Annotated in this window: 13 protein-coding genes; 5 read left to right on the top strand and 8 right to left on the bottom strand. The window is 68.8% G+C overall.

Features of this window, described 5'->3' with window-relative positions:
• Nucleotides 1-113 precede the first annotated feature (113 nt).
• Both AWC16_RS21385 and AWC16_RS21380 read right to left on the bottom strand, forming a co-directional pair.
• Nucleotides 114-740: a TetR/AcrR family transcriptional regulator gene (locus AWC16_RS21385; protein WP_085266728.1), complete on the bottom strand. Its 627-nt coding sequence runs from the start codon at nt 738-740 to the stop codon at nt 114-116.
• Nucleotides 741-818: 78 nt separating this feature from the next.
• Nucleotides 819-2,006 carry a glycoside hydrolase family 3 N-terminal domain-containing protein gene (locus AWC16_RS21380; protein WP_085266724.1) on the bottom strand — a complete coding sequence of 396 codons (1,188 nt, stop codon included), beginning with the start codon at nt 2,004-2,006 and terminating at the stop codon, nt 819-821.
• Nucleotides 2,007-2,189: 183 nt separating this feature from the next.
• Between AWC16_RS21380 and AWC16_RS21375 the strand changes: the two genes are divergently transcribed.
• Nucleotides 2,190-2,363, top strand: a complete 174-nt coding sequence (locus AWC16_RS21375; protein ID WP_013827163.1) for a DUF2613 domain-containing protein — start codon at nt 2,190-2,192, stop codon at nt 2,361-2,363.
• Nucleotides 2,364-2,421: 58 nt separating this feature from the next.
• Nucleotides 2,422-6,699: an alpha-(1->3)-arabinofuranosyltransferase gene (locus AWC16_RS21370; protein ID WP_085266723.1), complete on the top strand. Its 4,278-nt coding sequence runs from the start codon at nt 2,422-2,424 to the stop codon at nt 6,697-6,699.
• A gap of 248 nt (nt 6,700-6,947) precedes the next feature.
• Here AWC16_RS21370 and AWC16_RS21365 read toward each other — a convergent pair whose 3' ends face one another.
• Entirely contained in the window at nt 6,948-7,871 is a 924-nt protein-coding gene (locus AWC16_RS21365) for a hypothetical protein (protein ID WP_085266722.1), read from the bottom strand.
• A gap of 112 nt (nt 7,872-7,983) precedes the next feature.
• On the opposite strand from AWC16_RS21365, the gene AWC16_RS21360 reads away from it, so the two are divergent.
• On the top strand, nt 7,984-9,360 hold the full coding sequence (locus AWC16_RS21360) for an NADP-dependent succinic semialdehyde dehydrogenase (RefSeq protein ID WP_085266721.1): 1,377 nt from the start codon (nt 7,984-7,986) through the stop codon (nt 9,358-9,360).
• Here AWC16_RS21360 and AWC16_RS21355 read toward each other — a convergent pair.
• The 4 genes from AWC16_RS21355 to AWC16_RS21340 form a co-directional block, all read right to left on the bottom strand.
• The gene (locus AWC16_RS21355; RefSeq protein WP_085266720.1) at nt 9,338-10,033 is read right to left on the bottom strand and encodes a TetR/AcrR family transcriptional regulator; all 696 of its coding nucleotides are present in this window, start codon (nt 10,031-10,033) and stop codon (nt 9,338-9,340) included. The genes AWC16_RS21360 and AWC16_RS21355 overlap by 23 nt on opposite strands.
• Before the next feature lie 83 nt (nt 10,034-10,116).
• Nucleotides 10,117-10,716 (bottom strand): NAD(P)H:quinone oxidoreductase, encoded by a 600-nt coding sequence (gene wrbA / locus AWC16_RS21350; protein WP_085266719.1) that lies wholly within the window; start codon nt 10,714-10,716, stop codon nt 10,117-10,119.
• A 19-nt stretch (nt 10,717-10,735) separates the two neighbouring features.
• Nucleotides 10,736-11,329 (bottom strand): FMN reductase, encoded by a 594-nt coding sequence (locus AWC16_RS21345; RefSeq protein ID WP_085266718.1) that lies wholly within the window; start codon nt 11,327-11,329, stop codon nt 10,736-10,738.
• A complete protein-coding gene (locus AWC16_RS21340; protein ID WP_085266717.1) occupies nt 11,326-12,423 on the bottom strand; it encodes an LLM class flavin-dependent oxidoreductase in 1,098 nt (365 codons plus the stop codon). Before AWC16_RS21340 ends, AWC16_RS21345 begins: the two co-directional genes overlap by 4 nt.
• 158 nt (nt 12,424-12,581) lie before the next feature.
• Between AWC16_RS21340 and AWC16_RS21335 the strand changes: the two genes are divergently transcribed.
• Both AWC16_RS21335 and AWC16_RS21330 read left to right on the top strand, forming a co-directional pair.
• Entirely contained in the window at nt 12,582-13,040 is a 459-nt protein-coding gene (locus AWC16_RS21335; RefSeq protein ID WP_085266716.1) for a MarR family winged helix-turn-helix transcriptional regulator, read from the top strand.
• A 53-nt stretch (nt 13,041-13,093) separates the two neighbouring features.
• Nucleotides 13,094-14,071 carry a phosphotriesterase family protein gene (locus AWC16_RS21330; protein WP_085266715.1) on the top strand — a complete coding sequence of 326 codons (978 nt, stop codon included), beginning with the start codon at nt 13,094-13,096 and terminating at the stop codon, nt 14,069-14,071.
• A 15-nt stretch (nt 14,072-14,086) separates the two neighbouring features.
• Here AWC16_RS21330 and AWC16_RS21325 read toward each other — a convergent pair whose 3' ends face one another.
• Entirely contained in the window at nt 14,087-14,662 is a 576-nt protein-coding gene (locus tag AWC16_RS21325; RefSeq protein WP_085266714.1) for a TetR/AcrR family transcriptional regulator, read from the bottom strand.
• Nucleotides 14,663-14,755 lie beyond the last annotated feature (93 nt).

The following is a 14,755-nucleotide window of genomic DNA, read 5'->3' as shown; positions in this document are numbered from 1 at the left end:
ACCCCGTCTCGTGACCCATGCAGCACCGACCCCTTCCTGGTCAGGTGTTGCAGCGATCACTTGAGTCTGAGGCGAGTAGCACGCCTGGTGGACGCAGAATCAACGGCTGGTTATCACCCAGCGGCGGCGGTGTCTGCGCCCTCGCGGCCGCCCGGCGCTTCCTTGAGGCCCCGCCAGAACAGGTCGATCATCAGCTCACCGGCCTCGTCGACGTCGGTGTCGCCGGTGCTGACCCGGCTGGCGATCGCCTCGCCGGCGCCCACCAGTGCGACCGCCATCATGTCGAAGTCGACGCCGGGTTCGGGGTTGCGGGTGCCGGCCCGCAGCAGCCGGCCCACCAACTCGATGATCCGCTCGCGGCCCTCACGCACGGTGTGAGCGAACGCCTGCGAACTGGTGGCCTGGGTGTACATCACGATCCACGACGCCCGGTTGGCATCGATGTAGTGCAGAAAAGAACGGATCGTGTTGCGCAGCAATTCTTTCGGAGGTTGCTGGAAGTCGATGCCGGTGCGCACCGCCTCGACGAAGCGGCGCAGCTCCCGGTCCAGGCACGCCCCGAACAGCTCCTCCTTGGAGCCGTAGTACAGATAGAGCATCGGCTTGGAGATCTCCGCAGCCGCCGCGATCGAATCCATCGAGGTTTCGTGGTAGCCGTTGATCGAGAACATCTGCACGGCGGCGTCGAGCATCTGCTGTTCACGCACGGCCCGCGGTAACCGCTTGCTGCCAGCTGCCATCGCCTCGACGTCCTTCCGCGCACTCTCCGGCACGATCTTACCGAAGAGTAACTTGCGTGACCCGCCATAGCGGCGGGATCACGCGTGGCAGTGCGTACCGGGCTTCTTGACCGCGGCCACCCGCGCCAGCGAGGCGTCGATCGCGTCGGGCTTCAGCTCGCCGGCGGCCACCGCGTGCTCCAGCCGATCCAGCACCGCAGGCACCTCGTCGGTGGTGACCCACAACGCGACGTCCACGCCTGCCTGCAGGCTGCGCAGCACCGCCTCGGCGACCCCGTAGTGGTCGCTGATCGCGGCCATGGACGACAGGTCGTCGCTGAAGACCAGCCCGTCGAACGCCGGCCCGTGGTAGTCGGTGCCGGTGCGCAGCAGCTTGACCGCCGCCGGGCTCAAGCTGGCGGGATCCTCGGTCAGGCCGGGCACCTCCAGGTGGCCCATCATCACCGCCACCGGTGCCTGGGTGACCAGCGTGCGGTAGGGCACCAGATCGTTGTCCTGCAGCTGCGCCAGCGGCGGGGTGATCACCGCGCCGGCGGTGTGCGAGTCACCGGAGCCGTGGCCATGGCCGGGGAAGTGCTTGAGCACCGGCAACAGCCCGGCATCCCGCAGCCCCTGCGCGTACGCCCCGGCGTACTCGGTGACCTTGGCCGGATCCGAACCGAACGAGCGGTCGCCGATCACGGTGTCGTCGTCGGTGCTGGTGTCCACCACGTCGACGACGGGCGCGAAGTCGACGGTGATGCCCAGGTCGGCCATCTTGCGGCCGCGCTCGGCGGCCAGCTCGCGCACCTGGGCGGCGCTGTGCGTCTGCGCCAGCTCCTTCGCCGACGGCGACGACCCGATCAGCGAAGACAGTCGGGCCACCCGGCCGCCTTCCTCGTCGACGCTGACCGCCAGCGGCAACGGTCCGGTGGGCGCTTGGTTTTCTTTGATCTCTTTGAGGGAACCATCGGTAAGCATGGAGAGCTCCGTCCAGCTGCCGATGAAGATTCCGCCCACATGGTGGTCGGTCACCACCGCGCGCGCGTCGGCGGCGTCACGGACCCCGACCATCACCAACTGCGCCAGTTTGTCGCGGATCGCCCACGCCGCCAACTGCTCGCAGACAGGGTCGACCGGTGGCGCGGTGACCGGCGGCGCCGAAGATGAGGCCTCCGGCGACGGGGCGGGTGTCTCGGTGCGGTGCGAGCACGCCGTGACCAGTGCCGGCAGCATCGCGGCCGCCAAGAGCAGACCGGGCAGTTGTCGAGTCAGCGATCGAGGCATCGCACCATGCTGTCACGGCCGGAGCAGACGGGTTCATGCGGCGGTCCCAGCTTCGCCTCTCCTTCGTCGAGCCTCGCTGAACCGCCGGGTACGCCAGCCCCGCATGCTACGTTGGCGGTCGGGGGTCAGCGGGGACGAGAGTGCCCCGAGAACACATCGCGGGATTGCGGAAGGAGCCTGACCATGCCTCGGTTCGTGGTGCCGGCAGCCATCAGCATCGTCGTCGGGGTGTTGCTCGGTGCGGCGGCTGTTTTCGGCGTCACGCTGATGGTGCAGCAAGACACCAAGCCGCAGATCGCCGGAGGCGATCCGCAGTCCTCCGTGCTGAACAGGGTGGAGTACGGCAACCGCGGCTGACCTGCGGACGCCGGCAACGTCCGACCCGCCGCCGGCTGCATCGCAGGCTGTCACACCGTTGTCGCGGCGCTGGCTGTGGTTGGTCGGCACAGTCGCGTTGGCCTGCAGCCTGCTGCAGTCTCCCGGCCGGATCTCCCCGGACACCAAACTCGATCTGACCGCTGATCCGCTGCGGTTCCTGGCCCGGGCGGCCAACCTGTGGAGCAGTGAGCTGCCGTTCGGGCAGGTGCAGAACCAGGCCTACGGCTACCTTTTCCCGCACGGCGCGTTCTTCCTGGCCGGCGACCTGCTCGGGCTGCCCGGCTGGATCATTCAGCGGCTGTGGTGGGCGCTGCTGCTCACGGTGGGGTTCTGGGGCCTGCTGCGGGTGGCCGAGACGCTGCGGATCGCGACGCCGACGGCACGGCTGATCGCTGCTGCGGCATTCGCCCTGTCGCCGCGGGTACTGACCACGCTGGGTTCGATCTCTTCGGAGACGCTGCCGATGATGCTGGCCCCCTGGGTGCTGCTGCCGGTGATCCGGGCGTTGGGCGCGCCCGGAGTCCAGGTCCCGGAACGCTCGGTGCGAATGCTGGCCGGTCAGGCCGGAGTCGCGGTCGCGCTGATGGGCGCTGTCAACGCCGTCGCGACGCTGGCGGGTTGCCTTCCGGCGATGATCTGGTGGCTGTGTCACTGCCCGAACCGGCGCTGGTGGCGGTTCACCGGCTGGTGGCTGCTGGCACTGGCACTGGCGGTGGCGTGGTGGCTGGTGGCGCTGGTGCTGTTGGGCCGGGTCAGTCCACCGTTCCTGGACTTCATCGAATCGGCCGGGGTGACCACCCGGTGGACGTCGCTGACCGAGATGCTGCGCGGCACTCACAGTTGGACGCCGTTCGTAGCGCCGAACGCCACCGCCGGGGCGCCGCTGGTCACCAGCCCGGTGATGATCCTGGGCACCTGCCTGGTGGCCGCCGCCGGGCTGGCCGGCCTGACCGGCATGCTGCGCCGGCGGGTGCCCGGGGCCGGCCGGCTGGTCACGATGCTGTTGATCGGGGTGACCCTGCTGGCGCTGGGCTATGCGGGCGGACTCGGCTCGCCGCTGGCCCACCAGGTGCAGTCCTTCCTGGACGGAGCCGGTGCGCCGCTGCGCAACGTGCACAAACTCGAGTCGGTGATCCGGATCCCGGTGGTGTTGGGGCTCGCCCACCTGCTGGGTCGCATCCCGCTGCCGGGCAGCGTGCCCAGACCGGTGTGGCGGCGCGCCTTCGTCCACCCCGAACACCACAAGCCGGCCGCGGTCGGCCTGGTGGTCCTGACCGCGTTGCTCGTCGCCACGTCGCTGGCCTGGACCGGCCGGCTCACCCCGCCCGGCACATTCAGCGCGCTGCCGCAGTATTGGCGCGACGCCGCCGCCTGGCTCGGCGAACACAACGGCGGCGGTCCCACCCCGGGACGGGTGCTGGTGGCGCCGGGTGCGCCGTTCGCCACTCAGACCTGGGGCACCAGCCACGACGAACCCCTGCAGGTTCTCGACGTCGGCCCCTGGGGGGTGCGCGACTCGATTCCGCTCACCCCGCCGCAGACCATCCGGGCACTCGACTCGGTGCAGCGCCTGTTCGCCGCCGGCCGGCCTTCCGCCGGTCTGGCCGACACCCTGGCCCGCCAAGGTATCTCCTATCTGGTCGTGCGCAATGATCTGGACCCCGACACCTCGCGGTCGGCCCGGCCGCTGCTGGTGCACCGCGCTGTCAACGGCTCGCCGGGGCTGCACCTAGTGGCACAGTTCGGCGAACCGGTCGGGTCGGGCACGGTCCCGGGGTTCGTCGCCGACAGCGGACTGCGGCCGGCCTATCCGGCGATCGAGATCTACCGGGTCGGCGACCCGGCGGCCGGCGGAAACGGAAATCCGGGGGCGCCGTATCTGGCCGACCTCAAAGCGATGCCGAGGGTCGACGGGGGCCCGGAGGTGCTGCTCCGGCTCGACGAGCACCGTCGGTTGCGCGGAGAACCGGTGCTGGGCCCGGTGCTGATGACCGCCGACGCCCGGCGCGCCGACCTCGACCCGCCCCGAAACGTCGGCATCACCGTCACCGACACGCCACTGGCCCGCGAGACGGACTACGGCCGGGTCGACAACCACTCATCGACGGTCCGGGCGGCCGGCGATGCCCGGCACACCCTCAGCCGGGTGCCGGACTATCCGACGCCCGGTGCCGCCACCGTCTTCGGCGGCTGGATCGGTGGCCGGCTCACCGTGTCGAGCTCATCCTCCGATGCCACCACGCTGCCCGATGTCGCGCCGTCGACCTCGCCGGCCGCCGCCATCGACGGTGACTCGGGTACCGCCTGGGTGTCCAATGCGCTGCAGTCGGCCGTGGGCCAATGGCTGCAGGTGGACTTCGACCACCCGCTGACCAATGGCACCATCACCGTGACGCCCAGCGCGACTGCCGTCGGCGCGCAGGTGCGGCGGATCCAGATCTCCACGGTCAACGGCACCACCACGCTGCGGTTCGACCGCGCCGGCGAGCCACTCACCGCCGCGTTGCCCTACGGCGAGACGCCCTGGGTGCGGATCACCGCGTCGGGCACCGACGACGGCTCGCCGGGCGTGCAGTTCGGTATCACCGATCTGGCGGTCACCCAGTACGACGCGTCGGGGTTCGCGCATCCGGTCGACCTGCGCCACACCGCAATGGTCCCGGTCCCGCCCGCGGGTACGCAGGTGGCGCAGTGGGATCTGGGTGCCGGTCTGCCGGGCCGGACCGGCTGCGCTCCTGCCGCCGACGCGGTCCGCTGCGCGGCGTCGATGATGCTGGAACCGGAGGAGCCCGCCACCTTCAGCCGCACCCTGAATGTGCCGCGGCCGATATCGGTGACCCCGACGGTGTGGGTGCGGCCACGCCAGGGCCCCAACCTGGTCGACCTGATCGCCGAGCCGGGCAGCCTGCGAGCCCACGGTGACGCCGACGTACTCGACGTGCTGGGGTCGGCTTATGCCGCCGCGGACGGCGATCCGGGCACGGCCTGGACGGCGTCGCAGCGGATGGTCGCCCACCGATCCCCGCCGACGCTGACCATCACCTTGCCGCAGCCCGTCCAGGTGTCCGGTCTGCGGTTCACCCCCAGCCGGTCCCCGCTGCCGGCGCAGCCCACGCTGGTGGCCATCGACCTCGGCTCGGGACCACAGATCCGCGAACTGTCCGACCCCGACGATCAGGACGATCAGGCCGGTCAGCAGGTGCGGCTGCTGCCGCGGATCACCGACACCGTGAAGATCAGCCTGCTGGACTGGGAGGACGTGATCGACCGCACGGCGATCGGCTTCGACCAGCTCAAACCGCCGGGGCTGGCCGAGGTCAGTGTGCTCGGCGCCGACGGCCGTCCGGTTGCTCCCGCCGATGCCGCACGCAACCGGTCGCGCCCGGTCAGCATCGGCTGCGACCGCGGGCCGGTCATCGCGATTGCCGGACGGTTCGTGCACACCTCGATCACGACCACCGTCGGTGCGCTGCTCGACGATGTGCCGGTGCCGGCGCAGCCGTGCGATGAGCGGCCGATCGAGTTACCCCCCGGCCAACAGGAATTGTTGATCAGCCCGGGTTCGGCGTTCGTCGTCCACGGCGCGACGCTGTCCGGGCCGTCGGCGCCTGCCGCGGCTTCGGCGACGACACCCGCTGTCGTCGACACGTGGGGCGCGGCCCGCCGCGAGATGACGGTTCCCGCCGCTGCGGACTCCCGGGTGCTGGTCGTGCCGGAGAGCATCAACGGCGGCTGGGTGGCGCGCGCGCCGGACGGCGCCCGACTGACTCCGGTCGCGGTCAACGGATGGCAGCAGGGCTGGGTGCTGCCCGCAGGCACCGAGGGCACGATCTCCCTGACATTCGGGCCCAACCAGATGTACCGCCTCGGGATGGCCGGCGGCCTGGCCCTGCTGCCGCTGCTGGCATTGCTGGCCTGGTGGCCGACGCGGCGGAGCCGCAGTTCCGATCCACCCGCCCAGCCCTGGCGGCCCAGCCGTCGACTGGCGGCGTTCGGCGCGCTGGCGGTCGGCGGCCTGATCGCCGGGACCGCCGGGGCGGGGGTGTTCGGGGCTGCGTTGATCCTGCTGTTCGCGCTGCGGCATCGGCAGCGCGCGTTCGACGTGGTCCGGCTCGGGTTGAGTGCCGGTGGCCTGATTCTGGCGGGTGCGGTGCTGTGCCGGTTCCCGTGGCGCTCAGCAGACGGCTATGCCGGCCATTCCGCGGGGGTGCAGCTGGCGGCTCTGGTCTCCGTCGCGGTCCTGGCTGCGACCGCGGTGGTTAGCCGCGGTGGTCGCAAGCCCGACGAAGTCGGGAACGGCGGGCCACCGCAATAGGCACAGCCGACGGAGTCGAGCGCAGCAGGCCACCACCCATAGTCACAGCAGGCCACCGTTAATAGGCCCCTCCCGGACGCCACATCCGCCCCACACATACCGCCAGCTTGGACTGGTGTGTTGTTGGAAATGGATATCGCCAGTGGTATCACCACACGTCAGTCCAGCGCGTGATAGCGCATGCGCTATCCATTTCGAACAGAACTATGCCCTACACCCGGGGCCAGCGGGGCTACTAGGACAGTTGGCTACTCCGCGGCCTCGAGCTTCTCGATCTGAGTGTTGAACAGTGTCACCAGGTCGTCGGCGTGGGTGGGGTCATCCGATCCGTCGCTGTCCATTCGCAGCCCGATGTCGTTGCTGGTGGCCACGACCAGCACACCGCGGTAGTAGCCGGAGATCGTGGAGGCGGTAATCGCAATCGGCATCCGGATGGCGGCCTTGCCGGAGCTCGTGATCACGGTTGCCACCGCCCATGGCGGCACTCCTTCGGCGTCCAGCGGGTTCATCTGGATGTCGGTGGTCACGGATCGCCCACCCGACTCGAAGGTCTGCTTGAACGTCTGGCACTTGTCCACGATCGCCTTGAGGTTCGGGCGATCCGGCGTAAGGGCCAGGCGTACCCGCATGGAGTGCAAGCCGCCGGGCTGCAACTTCGCCAGCGTCGCGGTGGCCGTCTGGGTGGCCGACGCCGGGCTTGAGTAGAAGTCGGCGCATTCGGGCGGGTCGACCGTCAGATTGGGCATCTCCGAGGGCGCGTCACCGGCGCTGTTCACCCCGCTGATCCACTTGCCGCCGGAGGGGTCCGGGAAGGAGGCCCGCTCCACCAGCATCTCCGAGGTCAGGTTCTTGATGTCGGGTTTGCGGGACGGTTTGTCCTCCGCCGTCAGCTTGCCGCCGAAGCTCAGAATCAGTCCGACCACCACCGCCACGGCCACCGCGGCCGCGGCCAGCGACAGCCACAACACCTTGCGTGACCTGGGCTCGGGCAACGGAGCCGGCCACGGTGCACCGTAGGGCGGGTAAACCCCCGGGGCGGCGCCGTCGGTGTCGTCCAGCCACAGCGGCCAACCGGGAGGAGGCGGCGGCCACGACGGATCGGGGGCCCAGTTGGCGTCCGGCGCCCAGCCAGGTGGCGCAGGCGGCCAGTTGGGCGGGGGGTTGAAACGCATCCGGCGGCTCCCGTGTCGATGTGCTGACGCTGGTTCGACGCGAGCCTACGCGGTTCGATGATGGCAGGCTGGACACGAACCACCACACCACCGCGCCCGTAGGAGGTCCAGCGTGCCCGCAATTGCCACCACCAACCCGGCCACCGGCGAGACGGTCAAGACGTTCACCGCAGCCACCGACGCGGAAGTCGATGCCGCGATCACCCGTGCTGCGGATCGTTTCGCCGAATACCGTCGCACCGATTTCGCTCAGCGTGCCAGGTGGATGCACGCGGCGGCCGATCTGCTGGAGACCGAAGCCGACGAGGTCGCCGCCATGATGACTCTCGAGATGGGCAAGACGCTGGTCTCCGCCAAGGCCGAAGCGCTCAAGTGCGTCAAGGGCTTCCGGTACTACGCCGACCACAGTGCGGAGTTGCTGGCCGACGAGCCCGCCGACGCGGCCAAGGTCAACGCTTCCAGGGCGTTCGCCCGGTACCAGCCGCTCGGGGTGGTACTGGCGGTGATGCCGTGGAACTTCCCGCTCTGGCAGGCCGTGCGGTTCGCCGCGCCGGCCCTGATGGCCGGCAACGTCGGCCTGCTCAAGCACGCCTCCAACGTGCCGCAGACCGCGCTGTACCTCGCCGATCTGTTGACCCGTGCCGGCTTTCCCGACGGTTGTTTCCAGACCCTGCTGATCCCCTCGGGCGCCGTGGAACGGGTACTGCGCGACCCGCGGGTAGCCGCGGCAACGCTGACGGGCAGCGAACCGGCGGGGCGTTCGGTCGCGGCCATCGCCGGCGACGAGGTCAAGCACACCGTGCTGGAACTGGGCGGCAGTGACCCGTTCATTGTGATGCCCTCGGCCGACCTGGAGTCCGCGGTGCGCACCGCGGTCACCGCCCGCGTGCAGAACAACGGTCAATCATGCATCGCGGCAAAACGGTTCATCGTCCACACGGACGTCTACGACGACTTCGCCACCAAGTTCGTCGCACAGATGTCGGCGCTTCGGGTCGGCGACCCGACCGATCCGGACACCGACGTCGGACCGCTGGCCACCGAAGCGGGCCGCGACGAGGTGGCACAGCAGGTGGACGCCGCCGTCGCCGCCGGTGCGGTGGTCCGTTGCGGCGGCACGCGCCTGGAGCGCCCGGGCTGGTTCTATCCGCCCACGGTGATCACCGACATCACCCGCGACATGGCGATCTTCACCGAGGAGGTGTTCGGGCCGGTCGCATCCGTCTACCGCGTCGCCGACATCGACGAGGCGATCGCGATCGCCAACGACAGCCCGTTCGGGTTGGGATCGAATGCCTGGACCCGCGACGAGGCCGAGATCAGCCGTTTCGCCGACGAGGTCGAGGCCGGTCAGGTCTTCATCAACGGGATGACGGTGTCCTACCCGGAGCTGCCGTTCGGGGGGATCAAGCGGTCCGGGTACGGCCGGGAGCTGTCCGGCCACGGCATCCGCGAGTTCTGCAACCTCAAGACGGTGTGGGTGGCCTGACATCGGGTTTGTGCGCCGGATAGCGAGCCGTCTCACCGCCGAATGCCGCTGCCAGCACGGCGACCAGCCGGCGCACCGCCAGGGCGGGCTGCTCCGGGGTGCGTTCGTCGAGCCCGAGGACGGGGTCGATGCCGCGCAGGTAGGGCGCCAGCGCCAGATGCGGGATGATCAGCAGCAGCAGCGACAGCAGCGCACCGGTGTCGGCGTCGGCACGCAGGTCACCCCGCGCTCGCGCGTCATCCACCAGGGGCCGCAGCACCTCCAGGTAGTGGCGGTGGACGACGGTTCGCACACTGATCCGGGCGTCGGTGTCGACTTCCAGGCTGACCGCGGCATGCAGGGCCCGCTCTCGCGGGTGGTTGGCGAAGTAGGCGACCCACACGTCGAGCATGTCGGTGAGGAACTCGAAGAACGGCCGGTTGGAGTCCAGTTCGACGATCTTGCGCTCGATGTGGGAGCGCACCCGCTGACCGGCGGTGTCGGCGACGAAGGCGTACAGGTCGGCCTTGTCGACGAAGTACTGGAACAGGCTGCCCTTGGCGACCTTGGCCCGCCGTGCGATGACGTTCAGGCTCCCGTGCGAGAAGCCGCGTGCGCTGAACTCAGCCTCGGCGGCCTCCAGCACCGCGGCCCGGCGCACCGGGTCGACCCGCCCCCACGTCACCGTCGGCATCGGACCACCTCACTGAAATGATCACTGGCCAACCTAGTGTGAGGTGCATCACGTTTCAAGGTCGCGGCGCGGCCCGCCCGTCGTCACCCGGCGAGCTTGGCGGCGACGCCCACCACCCGGGTGGCCAGGTGATCGAGCGCGGCGAGGGTCGCCTCGCCCAGCTCGTTCTGGTTGTCCGGCCCGGTGATGTGCCCGACGCCGTAGGGGTTTCCGTCGGCGAACTTGATCGGGTCGGTGTAGCCCGGCGGGACCAGGATCCCGCCGAAGTGCATCAGCGAGACGTAGAGGTTCAACAGCGTGGCTTCCTGCCCCCCGTGGGCGGTCTGACTCGAGGTGAAACCGGCATAGACCTTGTCGGCGAGCTCCCCCTTGGCCCACAGCCCACCCAGCCCGTCCAGGAAGTTGCGGAATTGCGCTGAGGGAGAACCGAACCGGGTGGGTGAGCCGAAGATGATGGCGTCCGCCCAGACGATGTCCTCTCCGGTGGCGGCCGGCAGGTCCTTGGTCGCGGTGTAGTTGGCCGTCCACGCCGGATTGTGGGCGAAGGTCTCCGGATCGCGGGTCTCCTCGATGTGCCGCACGCGCACCTCGGCGCCCGCCGCCTCGCCCGCCTGGGCCAGCCGCTTGGCCATCGCGGTGCCGTGTCCGGTGGCCGAGTAGTAGATAACCGCCAGTTTCGTCATGTGTCGATCACTCCTTTTCTCAGGCGCCCGCAAGCAGGCGTTGCATCTCATCGAGTTCTGCGCTGACCGTATCGCCGCGGCGGGGCCCGCACAGTCTTAACAGCCGGGTGAAGTCGTTGGCTGCCTTGGTAATCCGCTCCGACAGACCCTGCGCACCGAAGTCGGACGTCGCTGCGTACACCCCGATGGGCGAGACGACGGCGTGCAGGTAGGAGAACATCGGGCGCAGGGCGTGATCGAGCACCAGCGAGTGGCGCTCGGTTCCGCCGGTGGCCGCGATCAGCACCGGTGTCCCGTTCAGGGACTGTTCGGGAAGAACGTCGAAGAACGACTTGAACAACCCGCTGAACGTCGCGTTGAACGTCGGCGTCACCGCGATCAGTCCGTCACAGCCGGTGACTGTGTCGAAAGCCGCCTCCAGCTCCGGCGCGGCGAACCCGGTCAACATGGCGTCGGTGATCGCGCGGGCCAGGTGGCGCAGCTCGATCACCTCGATGTCGGCTTCGATGTCGGCCAACCCGAGTTCAGCGCGTACGGCGGCGCCGAGCCGATCGGCCAGCAGCCGGGTGGACGACGGTTCGCGCAGTCCCCCGCTGATCACCACAAGCCTCATGACGCCTCCTGGATCTCGGGTTGGCGCGCGGCCTCGACCAGGTACCGGTGCGTCGGGGCACCGGGAACGTGCGCGGGCCTGCCGACGGCGAATTCCTTGCGCAGCACCGGAATAACGTGCTCGCCCAGCAGGTCGAGCTGCTCCAGGACGGTCTTCAACGGCAGACCCGCGTGGTCGACCAGGAACAGCTGGCGTTGGTAGTCGCCGACGTAGTCCCGGAAGCCCAGCGTACGGTCGATCACCTGCTGCGGCGATCCGACCGTGAGCGGGGTCTGAGCACTGAACTCCTCCAGGCTCGGGCCGTGCCCGTAAACGGGGGCGTTGTCGAAGTACGGCCGGAACTCGTTCACCGCGTCCTGGCTGTTGGGCCGCAGGAACACCTGGCCGCCGAGGCCCACGATCGCCTGGTCGGCGCTGCCGTGGCCGTAGTGCTCGAAACGCTGCCGGTACAGCTGCACCATCCGCTTGGTGTGCGACGGCGGCCAGAAGATGTGGTTGGCGAAGAAACCGTCGCCGTAATGCGCTGCCAATTCCGCGATCTCGGGACTACGGATCGAACCGTGCCAGACGAACGGGGGCACCCCGTCCAGCGGACGCGGCGCCAGCGTGAACCCGTGCAACGGGGTGCGGTACTCACCGCTGAAGTCGACGACTTCCTCCCGCCACAGCCGGCGCAGCAGTTGGTAGTTCTCCACCGTCAACGGCAGGGCGGCTCGGATGTCCTTACCGAACCAGGGATATACCGGGCCGGTGTTGCCGCGCCCCAGCATCAGGTCGACCCGGCCGTCGGCCAGGTGCTGCAGCACGCTGTAGTCCTCGGCGATCTTCACCGGGTCGTTGGTGGTGATCAGCGTGGTGGCGGTGGTCAGCTGAATCCGCTCGGTCTGCGCCGCGATGTAGCCCAGCAAGGTCGTGGGCGAGGACGGCACGAACGGCGGGTTGTGGTGCTCGCCGGTGGCGAAGACGTCCAGGCCGACCTCTTCGGCCTTCTTGGCTATCGCCACGGTCGCCTTGATCCGCTCGGCTTCGGTCGGCGCGCGGCCCGTGGTCGGGTCGGCGGTGACATCGCCGACGGTGAAGATGCCGAACTGCATACCGGTACTCGACACGGTAGGCCCTCCTTGCTTGTCGTTCGCTACTCTAGCTGATAGTTGTCAACGCAACTAGTTCTGGATGCATTCCCTGGCGGAAATGCCATATATTGGCACCTCTCACCTGGAATATCGTGATCTTGTCAACTATATTTGGGGACATGAAGACGCGATGGCTGAGCGACGAGGAGCAGCGGATGTGGCGGGGCTACCTCGACAGCACCCGGTTGCTGCTGCGCAGCCTGGACCGGCAATTGGCCGCCGACGCCGGCCTGCACCTGGCCGATTTCGAACTCCTGGCACTGTTGTCCGATGCCCCGCGGCACCGGATGCGGATGAACGAGTTGGCCGAGGGCACCGTGACCACCCGCAGCGGGGTCACCCGGGCGGTCAAACGGCTCACGGACGCCGGTTGGGTCCGCCAGGTCAAATGCGAGGAGGACAAGCGCGGGCAGTACGCCGAGCTCACCGAGTCGGGCCTGGACAAGCTTCGCCAGGCGGCGCCCGGTCACGTCGAAGCGGTGCGCGCCGGCCTTTTCGACTCGCTCAGTCCGCGAGAGGTGGAACTGTTCGCCCACTCCTACGCGCGAATCCGCGACAACCTCCTGGAGCGCCCCTAGGCATTCTCGGCGAAGGCGACCGGCGCCCGCATCAATCTCCATACGATCGAGCCATGTCGCCATGCCACACCGCACGCGGGCCCATCGACACCGCCGACCTCGGCGTGACCCTGATGCACGAACACGTGTTCATCATGACCACCGAGATCGCCCAGAACTACCCGGAAGCCTGGGGAGACGAGGACGCCCGGGTGGCCGACGCGATCACCCGACTCAACGAGTTGAAGGCCGCCGGAGTCGACACCATCGTCGACCTGACGGTGATCGGGCTGGGCCGCTACATCCCGCGTATCGCCCGGGTCGCGGCCGGCACCGAGTTGAACATCGTGGTGGCCACCGGCGTCTACACCTACAACGACGTCCCGTTCTTCTTCCACTATCTGGGGCCCGGCACCATGCTGGACGGCCCGGAGATCATGGCCGACATGTTCGTCCGCGACATCGAGACCGGCATCGCCGACACCGGGATCCGGGCCGCGATCCTCAAGTGCGCCACCGACGAGCCCGGCGTCACCCCCGGCGTCGAGCGAGTGCTGCGCGCGGTCGCTCAGGCCCACCGGCGCACCGGCGCACCGATCTCCACCCACACCCACGCGGGCACCCGCCGCGGCCTGGAGCAGCAGCGCATCTTCGAAGAAGAGGGCGTCGATCTGTCCCGCGTGGTGATCGGACACTCCGGGGACAGCACCGATCTGGGCTACCTGGAGGAGTTGATCGCGGCCGGCTCCTACCTGGGCATGGACCGCTTCGGCATCGACCTGATCCTGCCGTTCGAGGACCGGGTCAACACGGTGGCGCAGCTGTGTGAGCGCGGCCACGCCGACAAGATGGTGCTCTCCCACGACGCCAACTGCTATTTCGATGCGCTGCCCGGCGAGCTGAGCTCGGTCGCCGCACCGAACTGGCACTACCTGCACATCCACAATGACGTGATCCCCGCGCTGCGGCAGCGCGGCGTCACCGACGACCAACTGCGCACCATGCTGGTCGACAACCCGCGCATGATCTTCGAACACTCCGGCGGCTACTGAGCCCTCAGATTGACCTCACCTGACCGGTGAACCGGCACGTACGGCCAACAACCGGATCAGTGCGTGCAGCCGCTCGTGGGTGGCGGAATCGGGATCGCTCAGGCGCAACTGCAGGAGTTCGCGAGCGGCCGCCTGCAGCATGCGGGCGGTGTAGTCGGGGTCGGGCAACTCCGGGTAGATACGCAGTAATTCGCCGACCAGATAGCCACGCACCACCGCTTGTGCCCGGGCCAGACGCTCGTGCAGTTCCGGTGGCGCTCCCTGCGGCGGGAACAGGAACAGTCGCCAGGTGGCGGGATGGGCGTCGACCGCTCTGAGCACGCTGTCGAATCTGCTCACCAGAACGCCGTCCCCACCGGGCTCCGTGGCTTCCGAGATCACCTCGGCGAACTGGGCACCCGCCCGTGCGGCTTCCCGGTCGATCAACGCTACGAAAAGTCCTGCGGGATCACCGAATTGCTGATAGATCAGCGATCGGTTGATCCCGGCTTTATGGGCTATCCGGTTCGGCGTGGCGGCGTGGAACCCCTCCGCATCCACGATCGCGTGGGTGACATCAAGGATCTGGCCGCGCCGGGCCTCAGCTGTCATTCGTCGCCGTGACTGTCCCGAAGTCATGGTTGACAGCATAACTAACGACCTGTTATTAGTGTACTAACAACTTGTTAGTTATTCGGAAGGTTG

Source organism: Mycolicibacter longobardus, from assembly GCF_002102265.1.
In the GTDB taxonomy this organism is placed as follows: domain Bacteria; phylum Actinomycetota; class Actinomycetes; order Mycobacteriales; family Mycobacteriaceae; genus Mycobacterium; species Mycobacterium longobardum.
The sequence above is the reverse complement of the archived record's forward strand: the minus strand, read 5'-3'. Positions and strand labels throughout refer to the sequence as shown.

What these genes read in the sequence shown, in the direction of transcription:
- AWC16_RS21330 (WP_085266715.1), top strand. Translation starts at nt 13,094, where the DNA reads ATGTCGCCATGCCACACCGCACGCGGGCCCATCGACACCGCCGACCTC.
- AWC16_RS21340 (WP_085266717.1), bottom strand. Translation starts at nt 12,423, where the DNA reads ATGCAGTTCGGCATCTTCACCGTCGGCGATGTCACCGCCGACCCGACC.
- AWC16_RS21325 (WP_085266714.1), bottom strand. Translation starts at nt 14,662, where the DNA reads ATGACAGCTGAGGCCCGGCGCGGCCAGATCCTTGATGTCACCCACGCG.
- AWC16_RS21355 (WP_085266720.1), bottom strand. Translation starts at nt 10,033, where the DNA reads ATGCCGACGGTGACGTGGGGGCGGGTCGACCCGGTGCGCCGGGCCGCG.
- AWC16_RS21375 (WP_013827163.1), top strand. Translation starts at nt 2,190, where the DNA reads ATGCCTCGGTTCGTGGTGCCGGCAGCCATCAGCATCGTCGTCGGGGTG.
- AWC16_RS21385 (WP_085266728.1), bottom strand. Translation starts at nt 740, where the DNA reads ATGGCAGCTGGCAGCAAGCGGTTACCGCGGGCCGTGCGTGAACAGCAG.
- wrbA (WP_085266719.1), bottom strand. Translation starts at nt 10,716, where the DNA reads ATGACGAAACTGGCGGTTATCTACTACTCGGCCACCGGACACGGCACC.
- AWC16_RS21365 (WP_085266722.1), bottom strand. Translation starts at nt 7,871, where the DNA reads ATGCGTTTCAACCCCCCGCCCAACTGGCCGCCTGCGCCACCTGGCTGG.
- AWC16_RS21335 (WP_085266716.1), top strand. Translation starts at nt 12,582, where the DNA reads ATGAAGACGCGATGGCTGAGCGACGAGGAGCAGCGGATGTGGCGGGGC.
- AWC16_RS21380 (WP_085266724.1), bottom strand. Translation starts at nt 2,006, where the DNA reads ATGCCTCGATCGCTGACTCGACAACTGCCCGGTCTGCTCTTGGCGGCC.
- AWC16_RS21345 (WP_085266718.1), bottom strand. Translation starts at nt 11,329, where the DNA reads ATGAGGCTTGTGGTGATCAGCGGGGGACTGCGCGAACCGTCGTCCACC.